The sequence below is a fragment of the Paenibacillus hemerocallicola genome (assembly GCF_006265175.1).
GTDB classification, from domain to species: Bacteria; Bacillota; Bacilli; order Paenibacillales; family NBRC-103111; genus Paenibacillus_AB; species Paenibacillus_AB hemerocallicola.
In genome coordinates this window covers 42,781-59,859 of the sequence record NZ_VDCQ01000013.1, presented here as the reverse complement: position 1 = coordinate 59,859, position 17,079 = coordinate 42,781, and the positions used below count along the sequence as shown (strand labels likewise).

Annotated in this window: 12 protein-coding genes and 1 pseudogene; all 13 read right to left on the bottom strand. The window is 46.7% G+C overall.

Going from position 1 to position 17,079, the window contains the following annotated elements; translation table 11 throughout:
- Positions 1-27: 27 nt before the first annotated feature.
- A complete protein-coding gene (locus tag FE784_RS11755) occupies positions 28-918 on the bottom strand; it encodes a carbohydrate ABC transporter permease (protein ID WP_139602396.1) in 891 nt (296 codons plus the stop codon).
- A 19-nt stretch (positions 919-937) separates the two neighbouring features.
- On the bottom strand, positions 938-1,846 hold the full coding sequence (locus FE784_RS11750; RefSeq protein WP_139602395.1) for an ABC transporter permease: 909 nt from the start codon (positions 1,844-1,846) through the stop codon (positions 938-940).
- 159 nt (positions 1,847-2,005) lie between these two features.
- A complete protein-coding gene (locus tag FE784_RS11745) occupies positions 2,006-4,285 on the bottom strand; it encodes a helix-turn-helix domain-containing protein (protein ID WP_139602394.1) in 2,280 nt (759 codons plus the stop codon).
- A gap of 10 nt (positions 4,286-4,295) precedes the next feature.
- Complete coding sequence (locus FE784_RS11740; RefSeq protein ID WP_139602393.1) at positions 4,296-5,615, bottom strand: sulfatase-like hydrolase/transferase; 1,320 nt, start codon at positions 5,613-5,615, stop codon at positions 4,296-4,298.
- A 255-nt stretch (positions 5,616-5,870) separates the two neighbouring features.
- On the bottom strand, positions 5,871-6,779 hold the full coding sequence (locus FE784_RS11735) for a dihydrodipicolinate synthase family protein (protein WP_139602392.1): 909 nt from the start codon (positions 6,777-6,779) through the stop codon (positions 5,871-5,873).
- Positions 6,780-7,529: 750 nt separating this feature from the next.
- Positions 7,530-8,303, bottom strand: a complete 774-nt coding sequence (locus FE784_RS11730; RefSeq protein ID WP_139602391.1) for an IclR family transcriptional regulator — start codon at positions 8,301-8,303, stop codon at positions 7,530-7,532.
- Positions 8,304-8,822: 519 nt separating this feature from the next.
- Positions 8,823-9,737 carry a VOC family protein gene (locus FE784_RS11725; protein WP_139602390.1) on the bottom strand — a complete coding sequence of 305 codons (915 nt, stop codon included), beginning with the start codon at positions 9,735-9,737 and terminating at the stop codon, positions 8,823-8,825.
- A gap of 122 nt (positions 9,738-9,859) precedes the next feature.
- Positions 9,860-10,079 (bottom strand): annotated as a pseudogene (locus FE784_RS41850) (tyrosine-type recombinase/integrase); the annotation flags it as partial.
- Positions 10,080-10,331: 252 nt separating this feature from the next.
- Positions 10,332-12,308 carry a right-handed parallel beta-helix repeat-containing protein gene (locus FE784_RS11715; RefSeq protein WP_139602389.1) on the bottom strand — a complete coding sequence of 659 codons (1,977 nt, stop codon included), beginning with the start codon at positions 12,306-12,308 and terminating at the stop codon, positions 10,332-10,334.
- 423 nt (positions 12,309-12,731) lie between these two features.
- A complete protein-coding gene (locus FE784_RS11710) occupies positions 12,732-14,075 on the bottom strand; it encodes an ABC transporter substrate-binding protein (protein ID WP_139602388.1) in 1,344 nt (447 codons plus the stop codon).
- A gap of 31 nt (positions 14,076-14,106) precedes the next feature.
- Positions 14,107-14,862 (bottom strand): fumarylacetoacetate hydrolase family protein, encoded by a 756-nt coding sequence (locus tag FE784_RS11705; RefSeq protein ID WP_139602387.1) that lies wholly within the window; start codon positions 14,860-14,862, stop codon positions 14,107-14,109.
- Positions 14,863-14,979: 117 nt separating this feature from the next.
- Positions 14,980-15,990, bottom strand: coding sequence for a Gfo/Idh/MocA family protein (locus tag FE784_RS11700; RefSeq protein ID WP_139602386.1), 1,011 nt, complete (start codon positions 15,988-15,990; stop codon positions 14,980-14,982).
- A gap of 82 nt (positions 15,991-16,072) precedes the next feature.
- Positions 16,073-17,050, bottom strand: coding sequence for a C-terminal binding protein (locus FE784_RS11695; RefSeq protein WP_139602385.1), 978 nt, complete (start codon positions 17,048-17,050; stop codon positions 16,073-16,075).
- Positions 17,051-17,079: the final 29 nt, after the last annotated feature.

Genomic DNA, 17,079 nt, shown 5'->3' with positions numbered 1-17,079 from the left:
TGAAAGGTAATTCAAGCAAGGGAGTTCTCACCCTTTCACTGCGCCTATCATGACACCCTTGATGAAATACTTCTGCACGAACGGATACATGAGCAGTACCGGAATACTTGCGACTATAATAACCGAATACTTCACGGTTTCCTTCAATAGGACCGCTTCTTCCAGCGATTTGCTGTCCACCATGGCTTCATTGGTGTAGTCCGTGGCCATCAGGATGCTTCTCAGCACGATCTGAAGCGGCTGCTTCGAGGCGCTGCTGATATACAGCATGGCGTTAAAATACGAGTTCCAGTGAATAATCGCATGATAGAGAGCAAGCACGGCCACAATGGCCTTGGATAGTGGAAGCACGACGGAGAGGAAGAACCTGAAATCGCTTGCACCGTCGATTCGCGAAGAATCAAGCAGCTCATCCGGGATGGTCGTCGCGAAGAACGTTCTCGCAATAAGCATGTAATAGACGATAACCGCGTTGGGCAGTACAAGCGACCAGATCGTGTCGAGCATTCCGAGATTTTTAATAAGAAGGTAAGTAGGGATCATTCCTCCGTTGAAGTACATGGTGAATAAGAAGATCCAGATTAATACCTTGCCGCCCTTCAGATCCCTTCTCGAAAATGCGTAGGCGGCAGGCAGTGCCACGGCAAGATTAATCAACGTGCCTACTATCGTGTAAACGAGAGAGTTCCTATAACCGATCCATATTTTCATATCGGCAAAAATGAGCTCATAGGACTTCAGCGTAATGCCTTTGGGAAAAAGCAATACTTTGCCTGCATTGGTAAAATTGGGGTCGCTGAAAGAGGCTATGAGCACAAAATATAACGGATAAATAACAATGACGATTAATACGGAAAGGGCAGCATAATTAAACAGGTCAAACCACTTATCTTGGCTAGTTCTCGCCAGCTTGTTCATATTGGGATTCCTCCGGGTGCTAGTAAAGTGATGTACCGCTCATTCTTCTGGCCGTCCTGTTGGCGATAACGAGAAGGGCGACATTGATGATGGAATTCATAAGTCCTACCGCTGCAGCAAAGCCGTATTGACCTTCCAGGATTCCAGCTTTATATACATAGGTGCTTATAATTTCAGAAACCTCCAGGTTCATTGCATTTTGCATAAGCAAAATTTTTTCAAAACCGATTTCCATCATTTTTCCGATTTTCAATACCAAAAGAATGATGATGGTGGGGGCAATGCTGGGAATATCGATATATAGGATTCTCTGCAGCTTGCTCGCGCCATCGATGACGGCCGCCTCAACCTGCTGCACATCGATGGAAGCCAGTGCGGCAATATAGAGGATGGCTTCAAAGCCGACATCCTGCCACAGCTCGGAAATGATATAAATCGGCAGAAACCAGCCCGGTTCCCCTAAAAAGTTGACCGGTTCTTTCCCGAACATCCCCATGATCTTGTTGACGACACCCGAGCTTGGTGACAGCAAGATAGACACCATCCCTACCGTTACGACCATCGAGATCAGATGCGGCATATAAGTAACCGTTTGCACAAGCTTCCTGAATCCGTTTCTGTAGACCTGGTTCAACAAAATGGCAAGCAGAATCGGCAGCGGAAATTCGACAACCAGCTTGGTTAAGCTCAACGTAAACGTATTCTTTATGATCGTCCAAAAGTTAAACGTGTTGAAAAACCGGATAAAATTCGCAAAGTTGTTCCAATCCCCTCCTGTAAAACCATGTGAAATGGTAAATTTCTTAAACGCGATCTGTACGCCGTATATGGGCACGTACTTAAAAACAATGATCAATAGCAAAGCCGGTGCAATGAATACATAAAGCTGCCAGTTCGAACGAATGCTTTTCACAATGCCGGGTATCATGAGCCTCTCTCTCCTCCATCACTCGTTTCTCGATGTATGCCTTATTATGAATTTTTAGAGCGAGATGTCTATTTGTCATTTGTTTTGGCATATGCAAAAACGAAACGAAGGCGAAAATCCTCATCTGAACAAAAAAGAACGATCAAACGATCGCTCGATTCAAAAATTTCCGTTCACTTTTCTGTAATCCCCGGGTGTCATACCCGTCTCCTGCTTAAATTTCCTGACAAAGCTGGATGGATCGACATATCCGATTTGTTTTACGATTTCCCCCAAGTTCATATCGGTATCCTTTAGGAGCTCTTTCGCTTTTTCTATTCTGAGCGTGTTTACATAAGATAGGATGTTGGCATTCGTCGCGTCTTTGAATACTTTTCGCAAGAACGTATGAGATAACGAAAAGTGCTCCGACATGGCTTCAACCGTAAAATCATAGCTGAAGCAGTGTCTATGCAAATACTCAATGAATTGATTGCTTAAATGCGCTGAAGATTGTTGACTATTATGGAGGATCATTTCATTAATTTTTTTGCTGATGGAAACGATCCTGTCAACAAGCTCATCCAAGGTACCGATCTCGGTAAGCGAAAATATATCCAGTTCGATACGATCCTCGGTTTTTAAAGAGGGATTAATGCGATTAAATCCCCGGATAACCGTATTGATCATATCGTAGGAAATACACTTCGCAAGGCTAAGGGAAATTTTCTTCTCTCTGACCGTCTTCAATATGGAATCCACCGTTTCTTCAATCTTATGCGAATCCCATCGCAGCAAATAAACTTCCAGTTTGTCAAGCTCCGCTTTCGGATACCACACATTCGATGCCATGCTCTGCGTGGAAACATCGCTCCAGAAAATGATGGAATCGGAACCTTGAACAAGCCTGTAATCAAGGGCCGAATTGGCCTCGATGAAAGATTTTCCCGCATCCGACAATTGAGGGTACGCATTACCAACGCCTGTAACCGTTTCCAATTCGAATGTTGTATAGAGCATGCTTCGCAGAACGGTAAGCTTTTCCTCTACCGCTGCTCTGTCCCATTGTTCCGCGCTCAATAGGAGTATAAGCTTTCGGGTATCTGCTGCCGGCTTGCAATAGCCCTTGATTCCGTCAGCAAACAGGTCTTCTATTAACCTGACCGCGTCTGTAACAGGCATGTTGGCAACCGGCTTTAGAAGCTGGACGACCGAAGCAAAATAAACCGCAGAGGACCTATTCCGAAAAAAACCTTTATCCGGCAAAGTCCCGATCTCCGACTCGTCTGCACTGCCATGCAATATTTTTCCTAAAATATGCTCCTTGACCGCAGGCAAGTTTTTGTTAAGCTGCGACTCCAGCTTGTCGTAGGTTTTGATCACTTCCCCTACCGCTTTTTTAATGGAAGAGCGGTTAGTGTCCCCGGCCTTCGAATGACCCAAAATTCTTTCCGAAAATCGCATCAGCTCCGCTATTGGATTTAGGTTACGGGTCAAATTCAACAAGATCACGATTCCGCCTATAACTAAGGCAAGCAGGGACGTATAGAAAAGGATCGCTCTGACATCGTACAATTGACGCAAAGCTTGCTCTTCCGGCAAAATCCTGATGTAATACATCCCGGTCGTATTCGAAACGGCGCAGGAAATAAAAAACCTTGTACGATTCAGTTGAATAACACCCGACAGTTTTTCCCCCGGCTTCATCTCGCTAATGAACGCCTTCACCCCGTCATATTCGTCATAACGTTTTCCGCTCAGGGAGAAGATAAACCCCTTATCGGAATTCAAAAGGATGAAGTCTTCATCCTCCTCTGTCGCCTGCGAGCCGAAAAGGGAGATCAGCTTCATACGATCTATTAAAAATAGGACGGTTCTGTCGGGGCTTTTGCTGTCCGGAGGCAGCGGAAGCATTAACGAAACGGATTTCCCTCTAACCGGATTACCGTCCGAATAGGTGTCGACTGCGGGTTTGATTGACGGTTTGGCCAAGCTGTTGATCCGATCTCTGAATGTGTCGATATCCATATCAGTGAAAACGTCCGTTTGAGCCAAAAAACTCTCAAACGTTTGGGTACCGTTCGAGGTATATAAGATAGGGCTCTCTCTCGGATAGACGGAGATCGACCTCGTCAACTCATTCATGCTGTCATAGTTCGACAACGTTTCAACAACATGGATCGGATTTTCATGGATTTGCCTTTTGCTAAATGCCGAGTCGGTATACAGCTGATAATAGATGGAGTAAATTTGGCTGAATTCATTGTCAATCGAGTTTCTATGGATTTCAACCAGATTGAAGTTATTCTTTTCAATTTCTTCTTGTAAGACGTCCAAATACACGTAGAAAATCAGACTTCCGAGCAAAATCAACGGAATAAGCAGCAGTACGATATAATACCCGAGATATTTAATGAAAAACAACGAGTTTTTGTTTAACTTGGGAATCAATCCGATCATCCTCAAGCAATTATTTATCGGCCTCTGCCACTTCCTTCTTGACTGATTCGTACCATTCCCGAACCGCTTGCTCCAATCTCCCGGCGATTTCCGGGAACTGCTCGGCCAGATTCACCCGTTCGCCGGGATCCTTCGACAAATCGGCCAAGTGCACTTGCTCAGGAGCCTTTCGCCCGAAATCCAGCTTGCCGCCCAAGACCAGCTTCCAGTTCCCTTCCCGTACGGCCAATTGTCCTGCATATTCCCAGAACACCCTCTCGTGCGGCGAGGGCTTCCCTTCCGTAATCATCGGTACGATGCTGGTCCCGTCCATATCGAGGGCCGCCGATGTGCCGATTTCTGCCAACTCCAGGAACGTCGGCAATACGTCCATCATGACGCCAAGTTCTTCGCACACTTGACCGCTGCGGATATAGGACGGGTAGCTCAGCAAGGCAGGCTCTTTAATGCCTCCATCAAACAAGCTTGCCTTATGTCCTCGGAGGATTCCGGCACTGCCGCCGTAGTAAGGATCCTCCGTACCGTCCAGCCAATTCCGCGCCTCCGTGGACGGGCCGTTATCGCTGGAGAAAAAAATGGCCGTATCCTCATACAGTCCATTCTCTTTCAATGCGCGAACGATGTCCCCCACCCCGTCGTCAACGGCGGAAATCATGGCGGCCATCACCTGTCTGTCCCACGGAAGATGGGCATACCGCTGCATATACGTTTCCGGAGCATGCATCGGAAAATGCGGGGCGTTAAAAGCCACATAAGCGAAGAACGGCTCATCCCGGTGCCGGGCAATGTATTCGACCGTCTTCTCCGTGATGACCTCGGTCAAATAACGACCGTTATTCCATACCTCTTGTTCGTTGTGCCATAAGTCGTGAACCGGTGGAACGTTTTTTCCCCAATAAAAAATATGAGAATAATAATCGACGCAGCCGGCCAAAAATCCGTAAAATTCCTCAAAACGTTGTGCATTGGGTCTGCTGTCCGCCGCTGTCCCCAAATGCCATTTCCCGAAAAGCGCCGTATGATATCCGTGTTCCCGAAAAACGGCCGCCATCGTTTTCTCGCTCTCCTGCAATCCGTTGATCTTATCCCGTTCCCCGCGCAAAATCGTATTGACCCCCGTTTTGGCCGGATATTTCCCTGTCAAGAGCGATGCCCGCGACGGCGAACAAATCGGTGAGTTGGAGTACCAGTTGGTGAACCTCACCCCTTGCGAGGCAAGTTGATCCAAATTGGGGGTTTTTACATGCTTCGATCCATAACATCCCAAGTCACCGTAACCCAGATCGTCACAGTAGATGATGATAAAATTCGGTTTTCTCGTTTTTTTCACTTGTCCATCCTCCCGCTGTGAGGAACTGCGACGAAATTACCTTCCTGCTGGGCGGCGCTCTCTTCATTCCAGGCAGCCTTCTGTCCGCCCAAGGGAGGGACGTTATTTCGTCGCAGTTCCTAAGTCTGTCGTTCCGCACCAATTTGAAAGCTATTCATCAGGAAACGGACAAGCTCCCTTTTCTCCAAAGGGATCGGCCGCATGCCGGAAAACGCAAGTACGCCCTGCCTGCCCCATCCGCTGCTTCGGGATGTATCACTCGGCTAACTTTACTCCGCCGCTTCGCAATAAAGCCGCAAGAGTGGCAAGACCCGTGTCGCTTAATTTGTTCATCGGATAATGTGGCTGGCCTACTCCGAAGCCGAGCAGCTGAGGAGCCGCCTTCAGCACGGATAAGGAGTAACCCTCCATCGCGAACGAATCCTCGAGCTGCACGACAAAATCCTGGATGCGGTAAGCTTCCTCCAGCCTGCCCGCCTTCACGGCCTCATACAATTGAACCATCTGCTTCGGAATCATATTGCCGACCCCCGGAATTAATCCGGCGGCCCCCATCTGCATACTGATTACACTGAGAACTTGAACGCCCTGCAGTACGGAGAAATGCTCCATATGGCTGGTAAGTCTAATCGTCTTCTGAAACTGGGGCATATTGCCCGAGCTGTCCTTGAATGCGACGATTCCCGGGAATTGGGCGATCTCATATACCGTCTCGGCGTCAATAGGATTGCCCGTGTACACCGGCACGTTGTATACGATAATCGGAAGCTTAGTATTCTCGCGAATTGCGGCAAAATGCTTCACGATCTCCTTAGGCTTGACGCGGAAATAATAAGGGGATACGGCCACAACCGCATCCGCGCCGATTTCCTCGGCTTCCTTAACAAGCTCCAGTACTCTGGCGGTGCTCGTCTCCATGACGCCAACCAGAAACGGCACCTTGCCCTTGCATTCATTCCGGATCGCAAGCAGTGCCCGCAGCCGCTGCTCTCTTGTCAGCATCGGAGACTCCGCTGCCGTTCCCATTGCAAAAATCCCGTTAACACCGCAGTCAAGCATATAGCGGACTAGTCCTGTTAATGCTTCTTCATCCACGCTGTAGTCGTTCTTCATTGGCGTAATAATCGGAGGAATCACGCCTGTCAGCTTCTCAAGTTTCATCATTCTGTTTCTCTCCCTTACATCTTTAGGTTCATTTTCGATCAAGGCTGCAATGGAACAAGCTCGAGCGTTACATTCGGACCTTTCTTCTTGATCGGATCCGCAACCATTTCCGTAAACGTCTGCACGCTATCACCTGACCATACTTGAAGTGTGATCGGCTCCTTGCTACGGCGTGTTTGCAAACCGGAGAATGGGCCGAATCCGAGAGCGAAAGCCGTCAAAAGAAGCGTCTATGCGCGCTCTTTCGGGACGGCTTCGCCTGCAATCGGCAAAGGATGGACGGTTTGCAAACACGCCCTAGTGCAACATTTCATAAGTTCGTTCCCTATGTCGATCGTCGCAAGGCCAAGATAGGGTCCGGACAACCGCAGAGTCCGATTATACATGCAAAAGTGCATGTATGATCGGCCGAACCTGGCTTTTGGAGCATTATACATGCAAAAGTGCATGCTACTTTGTAAATGGGGATCATTTGGGCCCGTTTTCCTGCAAAGAACCTGCAGTTTTGCAGGCAGCTGGACGATTTTCGATGAAAATGGCAAAACAAGATGCACTATTGCATGTAGATAAACGGTACGAACACGTTGAGACCTAACATCTCTACCCCGATCATGCCGATCCGAATGCCCCGCAAGGGTACGGAATTATGAACAACCACCTCATTTTTCATAATATGAGATATAATCTTGAAAATGAATTATTTAATAACTGCACCCAAAAAACAATCAGGTGCAGTTCATTGCCATATGCTCAATGGGAATACCCTAATTTGACCGATATATTATAAGCGGTGGACATCAGCTCGCGTACGATACGATCTTCACTCTCTTTAGTAAAATCATGCGCGGGACAGGAGACGCTCACGGCCGCAACAACTTCATTGCGATGGTCGCGGATCGGTGCCGCAATGCAGCAGCTGATCATGGAATGCTCTTGCCTATCAACCGCATATCCGTTCAATTTGACCTTCGAGAGCTCGTTCAAATAAGCTTGAACGTCCGTAATCGTATTCGGCGTCTTGGGAGCCATCTCGGTTCGATGAAGGATTCGTTCAACCTCATCCTGAGGCTTCCATGCTGTGAGCGCTTTGCCTAGCGCCGTGCTATAAATATGCACCTTCTTGCCGATAGGGGCGCGGCTTATGACTGAGCCGACTCCTTCCAAGCTCTCGATATACACGACACTATCTTCCGACAATACAGCTAGATGGGTCGTTTCTCCCAAGCTATAGACAATACGCTTCAATTCTTGAGCCGCTACATCGTTTAACCGTCTGCTCTTAAATAAATAGCCTTGAAGTTGAAGCACCTTCATCCCCAAAAAATATTTCTTGCTCTCCGGCTCCTGCTCTACGTAGCCTCTATGCTCAAGAAGCGATACAAGTCTATGGGCAGTCGATAAATGCAGATTCTCCCGCTCGGCCAAATCTTTAATTCGGATCCCGTTCTCACAGCCCGCGATCGCTTCCAGCAAGTTCAACGACCGCTCTACGGATTGTACGGAGTAAATTGTCTTCTCAGCCATTAATATCCCCTTATTTCATAATATGATATTGACTATCGCATTATAAATCCAATTGTAAAATGCAAATCCACTTTCTGTCAACCTATTTCAAAGCAACTACCCCGAAAGCCGTTGAACGTGTACATGGTTGATGTTTACACATTCAAATCTCTACGTTTACCTGCAACCATATAAATAACGCCTTCGCCGATAACCGCCCGGGCGGCCAGTCGGCGCAGAACCGCAATCCCGCATCGCTGTCCGCCCCGGCCGTCCGATCCCGGCGGGGTTCGGCTGTCCCGGAGGCTAGCACTCCGTTCCAACATCTTCTATACTAAAGAGCCGTTCGGACACATATTGATTTCCAAAATAATATGTTATATGTTCAAGACTATACGCAATCCTGCCTTATCGCTTAATGGCCTGCTCATTTAACTTGAAAGAAGAATTGGAAGTAAGCAAAAAATAAACCACAACGCGAGGGTTAATCGCATTGTGGTTTATTATAGTAACTCTTGGAATTAAAACAAGCTAGGATATTTATCCCTCGTATGCTTTCCGTAACTCTGTAAGATTCAGTTTCTTCATTTTAAGAGTTGCCTTCGAAACACGTGCAAATTGTTCCGGAGTGCTATCGCTCATCATCTCGTCCATTTCTCTCGGCACAATCTGCCAGGAAACTCCGTACTTATCTTTCAGCCAGCCACATTGCTCCGATGCAGGAACCGCAGACAGCTTATCCCAGTAGTAATCAATCTCTTCTTGAGTATCGCAATATACCATTAACGAGATGGCCTCGTTGAAACTGAATTTGTGATCTCTCGCGCTATCCATTGCGGCAAACCATTGATTCTCAAGCATGAAATCAGAAAACATGATTGTTCCTTCTTTGTCAGGTTCCATGCCTTGAGGGTAGCGGGCAAAATGGCCCTTCTTTGAGTTCTTAAATACGGATAAATAAAAATGAATCGCCTCTTCGGCTCTGCCGCATTTATCACCGACAAACATTAGCGAAGGTACTATTGTAGGCCGCTCTTCTCCTTCCGGATTGGTAAGGATTAACTGCCACGTCAAACCATACTTATCTTGAATCCAGCCATACTTCTCGCTAAACGGATATTTACCAAGTGGCATTAACACTGAGCCGCCTTCGGACAATTTGTTCCATATCTCATTCATTTTTTCACTCGCGTCTTTTTCTCGCGATGGGTCAACATTTACGATGAAAGACACCGACGGATTGAATTTGAAATAAGGCCCTGCGTTGATTGCCATGAACTTCTGTCCCCACAACTCAAAAGAGACTAGCTGGGAGTCGCCTGACGGTGTGTCGTGGAATGTTACTACATTCGTAATTTTGGAGTCCGGGAAAATGGAAGAATAAAACTCTGCTGCTTCATTCGCCTCCTTGTCGTACCATAAATGCGGAACGATGTTTTGATTTGTTTTTGTCATACGTATTCCTCCCTCGTAGATATTTTCGATTTCAATCCTTCCACATCCATCCTATCCACTGAATTCGTATACCTTTTTCCCTCCTTAAGGATAGGTGCGTTGCTCACGCTTGAAATATACCACTAAAGGAATATATCTGTCAAGGAATATACAGTGAAAAATAACTGCATTTTCTCGACTTCGGATTGTAAATCGGCACGTGTAGCCTTCATGTAAATCATCGTCGTATCCAGACTGTCATGACCCATCATTTGGGCGACGATACAGCGGCGTATTTTCCGCCATGACATATCCAAATCGGTGACGCAAGTCGTGCGCGCTCAATCCTTGGAGCCGGGCGCTCGGAGCGAGGTCGCAAACTTCCATGGTTCGAAGACCGGTATGATGTCCTCGGTGTATTTGTCCGGTTTTATGCTTGAACACGTAACTGACGTGGTTGCGCGATAAGTGTAACTACCGGCCAACAACAAAGCGAATAAAAATATCTCCAAACACCTTTTATGGTGATTGGAGATACGAAAAACTTTATTTTTCTAATGTCTACTTGACAGGAGGCGGTTCAGGATGAGGGCTGTTTTTATCCCATTCTACCAATTATTTTCCTATTAATTTTGGCAATTTCTCGATGTATTTGTTGATTTCTTTCGTATCGTTAAGATCCACGGTTTTTTCGATGCCGTTTAAGGTTATCTTGGCAAGCAGTTTTTCACGGTCAAATTCCATACCGATTTCAGCCATGGCACCATTTGTTTCAAATCCATATTGTTCACGAACCTGTTCAAGACTTAATAGTTGTTTCTCTTTCCGTATGTAGAAGGCGACATCCGAAAGATCACCTATCACATTTTCATCGGAATAATTTGCCGCGGTCGGAAAATTAATTGCGCGCTTGGTGTTTTGCATCATATTGCGCAGCACTTTAATCCCGCTCCCATTCGTAGCTCTCTGATTGATAGGATAACCTACTACCCTTGGATTCGCTGTATACGGGCTGAATATCCCATCTCCGACTATGTCGAAAATCATGTTGCCGTAAATTGTTATATTATCTACTTCATTAAGATATATACCGTGTCCGCCAGTCTTTACACCAAGAGGAGTAGTTCTATATCCTGTATCGTAAATAAAATTATGGTCAACCAGATTTTCTTCAAATGTGGCTTCAATTAAAATTCCACCATATACGGAATGCTTAATTCCAGTGATTATGTTGTTGCTGACGCGTGTGTTTTTGATGGATTTATCGAGCCAAATACCTGCTCCGTAATACGTGTCCGTTATTATGTTATTTCGGTACAGACTGTCTTCCGTATAGTGATTCTTGATCGCGGCTAACTCCCATAGAGGCTCTGCGTTGTGCCAGCAATTGCCACTAAAGAAGTTGTTCTCGATTAGCATTCCTTTCATGTACTCGCCCCTTGTCGGAAGCGCACTTATGCCACTTATCCCATTATTTATAAATTTGCTGTTCCGTACGATATGATGGCCCCTTATACCGTCAAGAAGGTGATAATGACTTAGGAAACCCATGTCCAAACCGATTGAATTCACATCCTTTATTGTAACATTTTCAATAATAAAGTGGTGTCCGGCATTGGTGGAAACGGCTCCTTTTTGGGGCGTTGGGAAAGGATTCGAGTATTTTTCAAAAGTCAAGTTCTTAAGACGTATATAGGACAACCCGCTCGTTTTTGGTGCGAAGCCCTGCTCCTTGACAGCGAGCTCAAATGTGTGATTGTTTGGGTCATCGTCATTTTTAAGCCTAAAGTGTATGCTCCTTCCGCTCTCGTCCACCCAATATACGCCTGTTTCCTGCCAGAGTTCATGCGGACGGACAACTTGTTTCAGCCTCTGGCCGTCAACGAAAAGCAAACCTCTTTTCATAAGCTGGGCATCGGGCTCGAATACATCCAGTGCATTATCTTGCAGAAGAAGCGGAACTGAATTTGCAGAAACGCTAAAGTAAAGCGGTGACATGTTCAGCATTGAAAAGGGATTGTACCCGTCTTTAAGAGCCTCGGCCGGGATCTCGCCCATATAAACCTTCGCACCGTTATTTGCATAATATCTTGTATGATCCAAAGTAAACAGGTCACTTTCACCTCTGCTAGGCGCTACCTGTCTCAAGTTTTCTGAAGGCTTGAAATCGACCTTCCATTCGACGGCTCCCGTTATTACGACGTTGCCTTCACCTTCGAATGAAACCATATGTTTCTCGTCAATCCCCCCGTTGACATCTGTTATAGTCTCATGATATACGCCTTCCTTTATCAATACCTGTTCTCCCGCTTTTGCGACAGCAGCCGCCCTGTTTATGGTTCTGAAAGGTCTATTTTTGCTACCGTCATTTTCATCACTCGCATTAGGATTTCGATTATCGACATAATACGTTTTCGTAAAGCCGGCCTTAATGTCCCAGAAATCGAATTTACTGCCATCCGGCAATAAATCCGAATCTTTGTATATATCCGCAGATGCCCTTACTGAGCCTCCATCATATATAAACATAGTTGTTGCTCCGATTAATAAAGTAATTAATATGCATATCATTTTCTTAATCTTTCTCTTCAATTGCTTTTCCTCCTATTTCCACCCATGCTTAATGGTTGAAAAATCATTGCGGAAGCCGGAAAACATAGGTGGTATATGAAAATGTGGACATAACTAGATCGTTACAACCAGCTGAGTAAGCAGCATCGACTTCTGTATCGCCAATAATGTCATGAGCGATTTCGTACCGTCCTCACCTGTTGTTCTCGGACACGCCTGTACTTGAATCACTTATCAGAAGCGGCGAAGAGCCTTACTCCAATCACAATACGATTGGGACGCTAGCCGTTAATCAAAAACAATATTTCCATTGCAACAATACGCTGAAACCTTTTGAACGAGTTTTCGGAATGATCGCAAAAGCGATGGAAGCCGACGAGCAAACTGCTGCCGAAACAGCTAAATGTCAGCAGCAGTTTACTACATTTTGATTTGAAGCTTTTATTACTTCGTCTTCGCCGCGATTTTTTCCTCGATTTTTTTGTTAGCAGCCTCTTCGGCTTCGCGAAGCGCCGTATTCACATCTTTGGCACCATCCATGGACGTGTTAAATGCTGTACCGAGAGAGGTTACCACATCAGCCGTATACTCCGTAAATGTGATAGAAGGCGCCATATTCGCAGGCTGCATGACCGCCGTATTTTTTCCTTTCAGCTCCGGAATGCCGGTACCGATCTCTTTCTGGATCTCCGGATCAGTCAATACGGAGGCGAACGCATAGTTTTTGGCCCGTTCGAGCTGGATTGATTTCGATAACATTTCCATGGCGACCAAAAACGCTTCATCCCTGAAAGGACTGTTCGCATTAATGACCAATGTGCTCGGAACAGGAGGCATCGCGACTCCGGGTCGATCCTTAATGCTTGGCGCCGACACCATATCCCAATTCAACGTATCTGGCAGCAGCGTGTAAAAATTCGGGTATGCCAACACCATGGCCACCGTTTGATCCTTGAAGAAAGCGTTTCCAACTTGAGCGATTGATTTATGCTGATTGCCCTGAATTTGGTATAAAGGCAAAAATTCATCGAAAAACTTCTTCCACTCTCCATTGCCAAATGTCACCTTGTTCGTCTTCAGATCAATCGGCTCCAAGGAAAGTTGATTGGAGCGGACAAATATAGCGGCACCTTGCTGCAAAGCAAAGCCGGTATACTGCACGCCGCCGTCCAAGCGAGTTGTTTTGCGAACGATGTCGGTCACATCTTGCCATGTCATCCCATTTTTCGGATACGGGACTCCAAACTTATCGAATATCGCTTTGTTGTAAAAGAGAACCTGCGAGTTGATTTGATAAGGAAGCCCGATCAGCTGACCGCCTCCGGCGTTTTTTAATTGATTCAACGGGATCTGGTCGACACCGCTCAAATCGATCTTGTGTTTCTTGATCAAATCGGTGATATCGGAACCTACCTTTAAATCGAGATATACGGATGTTCGAATAAAGGACATTTGGGCCAGGTCGAAGTTCGTCCCCGCTGCGACCGATTTTTCCAAGTTATTTTTCGTTTGCGCCATGTAGCTGTTGTTTTTGAACGTAACGTTCGGGTATTTTTTTTGAATATATTGTCCAAATTCTTTCATGAAATCAGCGTCGCTGGCCGTCGTATCGATTTCGGAGTAAAACGAAAGCTCCACCGGTTTCGTCATGTCGAACTTGTCGACTTGTTCGCTGTTCCCCGAATTCGGGGAAACCGCTTTCCCCTCGTTGCCTGTTCCGCAAGCGGCGACAGGCAAAATAACGCCGGCAAGTGCCGCTAAGAAGAAAGAATTTCTTTTAATGGACATATAGACCCCTCCTTATGTGAATTTTCCATACTCATGATAAAACCTCATTTAACAGAGTCCCTATACCTTGAATGTACACCTCAACGATGTCCCCGTGTTTCAGCGGCCCTACCCCCGCGGGGGTGCCTGTTATGATCACGTCACCCGGTTCGAGTCGCATCGCGTGGGAAACAAAGGATACGATCTCTGTGACGGAAAAGATCATGTCACTCGTATTCGATTCCTGCCGGACTTCACCATTCACTTTTACGCGAATCGCAGTCTGATCGGGATTGAGGTCGGTAGCAATGCATGGTCCGAGCGGCTTGTATGTGGCGAAGGACTTTGCTCTCGTAAACTGTCCGTCCTTCCTCTGCAGCAGCCTGTCTGAAACATCATTGCAGCACGTATAGCCTAACACGTAGCTTGACGCTTCCTCAGCGCTAATGCATTCGGCCTGCTTGCCGATTACGATGGCGATCTCTCCCTCATGCTCGGTGGGGTGCCCGGGATATTTGAGAAATATTTTTTCTTGCGGTCCGATAACGGCTGTCGGCGAAACCAGAAATAATAACGGTTCCTCGGGTAATGCCATGTTGACTTCTTCCGCATGCTTCTTATAATTCAAGCCAATCGCAATGATTTTGCCGGGGTTGACGGGGGCCGTGAGGCGAACATCCTCGAGCGATATCTTTTGTTCTTCGATCCGATATTCTCCGAAGATGGACCCGCTGATCCGGCGAATCGTATTTCCTTCCAGCACTCCGTGATAAAATAGTCCGTCTTGTTCGTATCGCGCGATTTTCATAAGTTCCTCTTCCCTTTTTCAGTCTCACTAGGCGCAGCTCTTTCCTCTTCATGTGCAAGTAGGCAATACTTCCTCGGCAGGCCGTTGTTCATTACATTGCGATGAAATCGAGCGAGATTAAATCGTCACCACACGTTCCGTAAGCATCGCCTCCTGGATCGCCAATAATGCTTGGAGCGTTTTCTTTCCATCCTCGCCCGTTGTTCGCGGACTCGCCTGTCCCTGTATCACTTGACAAAAATGGCGAAGCTCCTTCATATGGTTATCCTCTCTCTTCATCTCGTGCCTTTCGATGCGTCGGTTCACCCCATAATCCCAACTCACTTGCTCAATCTCATGTAGTGGATCGTCTATATAATAGGATGAACTGTTAATCATCACCGAAGATTTGGTTCCAAAGTAAAAATCGGTATACGGCAGCGCCCGGTGGCTGCAATCGGACAAAAATATCGTTCCGACAACACCGTTTTTACACTTAACGGAAATGGACACCGTGTCTTCAACCTCGAATCCCCTTTCCTTGTTCGACATGAGAGCGGATACGGTCTCCACATCCCCGCATACGTATCGGAGTCTGTCGATATCGTGAATACCGTTCGTGAGCAGAGGACCGCCTCCCGTGTTCCGTTTTGTTCTCCATTCCTGCTTGAAGTAGCCCGGACCCTTCAGGTACGTGCTAAAAATGTGGAAGCCGATCATCTGACCAATTTCGCCGTTCTCCAGCTTCAGCTTCGTCATCTCGATCCCTTTGTCAAACCGATACATATGTCCGATTTCCAGGTGAACCCCACAACGAGCGGCCGATTCGATCAGCTTGTCGGCATCCTCCAACGTACTGGCAATCGGCTTTTCCATGAGAACATGAACTCCATATTCCATACATGCCATGCCTACTTCCGCGTGGACATGCGGGGGGACGGCTATTATAACAGCATCAATTTTAGTCGTCCTTAGCATTTCTTTATAATCCGTATAGAATGGGACGCCGTGCTCTTTCCCCAAGGCGGCATAGTCGGGATTAATATCCGAGATTGCGGCAAGCTCCGCATCAAATCCTTTACTAACAATATTTTGCACGTGACGCGCGCCGAATCGAAGCCCGATGACCGCTAACGATATCCGTTTCATGAAAAGTCCTCACCCTCCTTGCCAGATTCGATTATGAAGCTCGTATTCTTCCTATCCAGCCTCGCCGGTTGGAGAAGGCCGGTTAATCCGTTGGAGAAGGCCGGTTAATCCAATAGCTGGGATGTCCTGAAGTAAAGGTGAGAACGATCTGTTCAACGGCTTTTTCCCGTAATTCAATGTCCGAACCGCTGGAGTAAAATGCAGAATGCGGTGTGACAATGACATTCTCGTGCTTCAATAAGGGGGAGTTGACCTCTTCGCCCTCATGCTCCATCACATCAAGTCCGCAACCGGCGATTTTACCTACGCGGATTGCCTCATACAAATCTTTTTCGTTCACAATCGGTCCCCGGGACGTATTGATCAGGATCGCGCTTTTCTTCATGACATTAAATATGCCGGAATTGATCGCTCCTTTGGAAGATGGCGTAAGCGGCGCATGAATTGTAAGTACATCTGCGCGCTGAGCAAGCTGCTCCAAGCTTTCTGCTTTCTCGACAGCGAGAAGGCTAACATCGTAGCTTGATACGAAGGGATCGAATGCAATCGCTTTCATCCCGAATGCCTGAATACGTTGAACAACGGCTCTCGCGATATTGCCCAAGCCCATCAATCCTACCGTAAGCCCATCAAGTCTCGGTATCGGCCTTGCAAGATTTACATTCCATTTGCCTTCACGCACGGTTTGGTTGAGATAAGCCGTTTTTCTCAAACAGGTCAGCATTAGCGCAAGGGTATGGTCCGCCACTTCCCCAATGCAATAATCCGGTACGTTGGATACCATAATTCCTTTCTCGCTTGCTGCATGGACATCGATGTTATTGTAACCAATGCCTGTGCGGGCAATAATTTTGCATTTCTTTGCATGTTCCAGTACCTTTGAAGTGATTTCGGCATAAGTTGCCAATATTGCATCTGCATCAACCGCCAGCGCTGCCAGCGTGTCTTCATCTTTCGCCGGAGCAACGATCAATTCGGCGTCGATCGTCTCCAACATCCGCTTTTCAAAGTCATGATCTTCAAAAATGCAGTCCGCCATCAACACTTTATACTTAGCCATTCGTTCACCCCCCCTTTTTCTACGACCGT

What these genes read in the sequence shown, in the direction of transcription:
- FE784_RS11755 (WP_139602396.1), bottom strand. Translation starts at nt 918, where the DNA reads ATGAACAAGCTGGCGAGAACTAGCCAAGATAAGTGGTTTGACCTGTTT.
- FE784_RS11750 (WP_139602395.1), bottom strand. Translation starts at nt 1,846, where the DNA reads ATGATACCCGGCATTGTGAAAAGCATTCGTTCGAACTGGCAGCTTTAT.
- FE784_RS11710 (WP_139602388.1), bottom strand. Translation starts at nt 14,075, where the DNA reads ATGTCCATTAAAAGAAATTCTTTCTTCTTAGCGGCACTTGCCGGCGTT.
- FE784_RS11735 (WP_139602392.1), bottom strand. Translation starts at nt 6,779, where the DNA reads ATGATGAAACTTGAGAAGCTGACAGGCGTGATTCCTCCGATTATTACG.
- FE784_RS11700 (WP_139602386.1), bottom strand. Translation starts at nt 15,990, where the DNA reads ATGAAACGGATATCGTTAGCGGTCATCGGGCTTCGATTCGGCGCGCGT.
- FE784_RS11730 (WP_139602391.1), bottom strand. Translation starts at nt 8,303, where the DNA reads ATGGCTGAGAAGACAATTTACTCCGTACAATCCGTAGAGCGGTCGTTG.
- FE784_RS11725 (WP_139602390.1), bottom strand. Translation starts at nt 9,737, where the DNA reads ATGACAAAAACAAATCAAAACATCGTTCCGCATTTATGGTACGACAAG.
- FE784_RS11695 (WP_139602385.1), bottom strand. Translation starts at nt 17,050, where the DNA reads ATGGCTAAGTATAAAGTGTTGATGGCGGACTGCATTTTTGAAGATCAT.
- FE784_RS11705 (WP_139602387.1), bottom strand. Translation starts at nt 14,862, where the DNA reads ATGAAAATCGCGCGATACGAACAAGACGGACTATTTTATCACGGAGTG.
- FE784_RS11745 (WP_139602394.1), bottom strand. Translation starts at nt 4,285, where the DNA reads ATGATCGGATTGATTCCCAAGTTAAACAAAAACTCGTTGTTTTTCATT.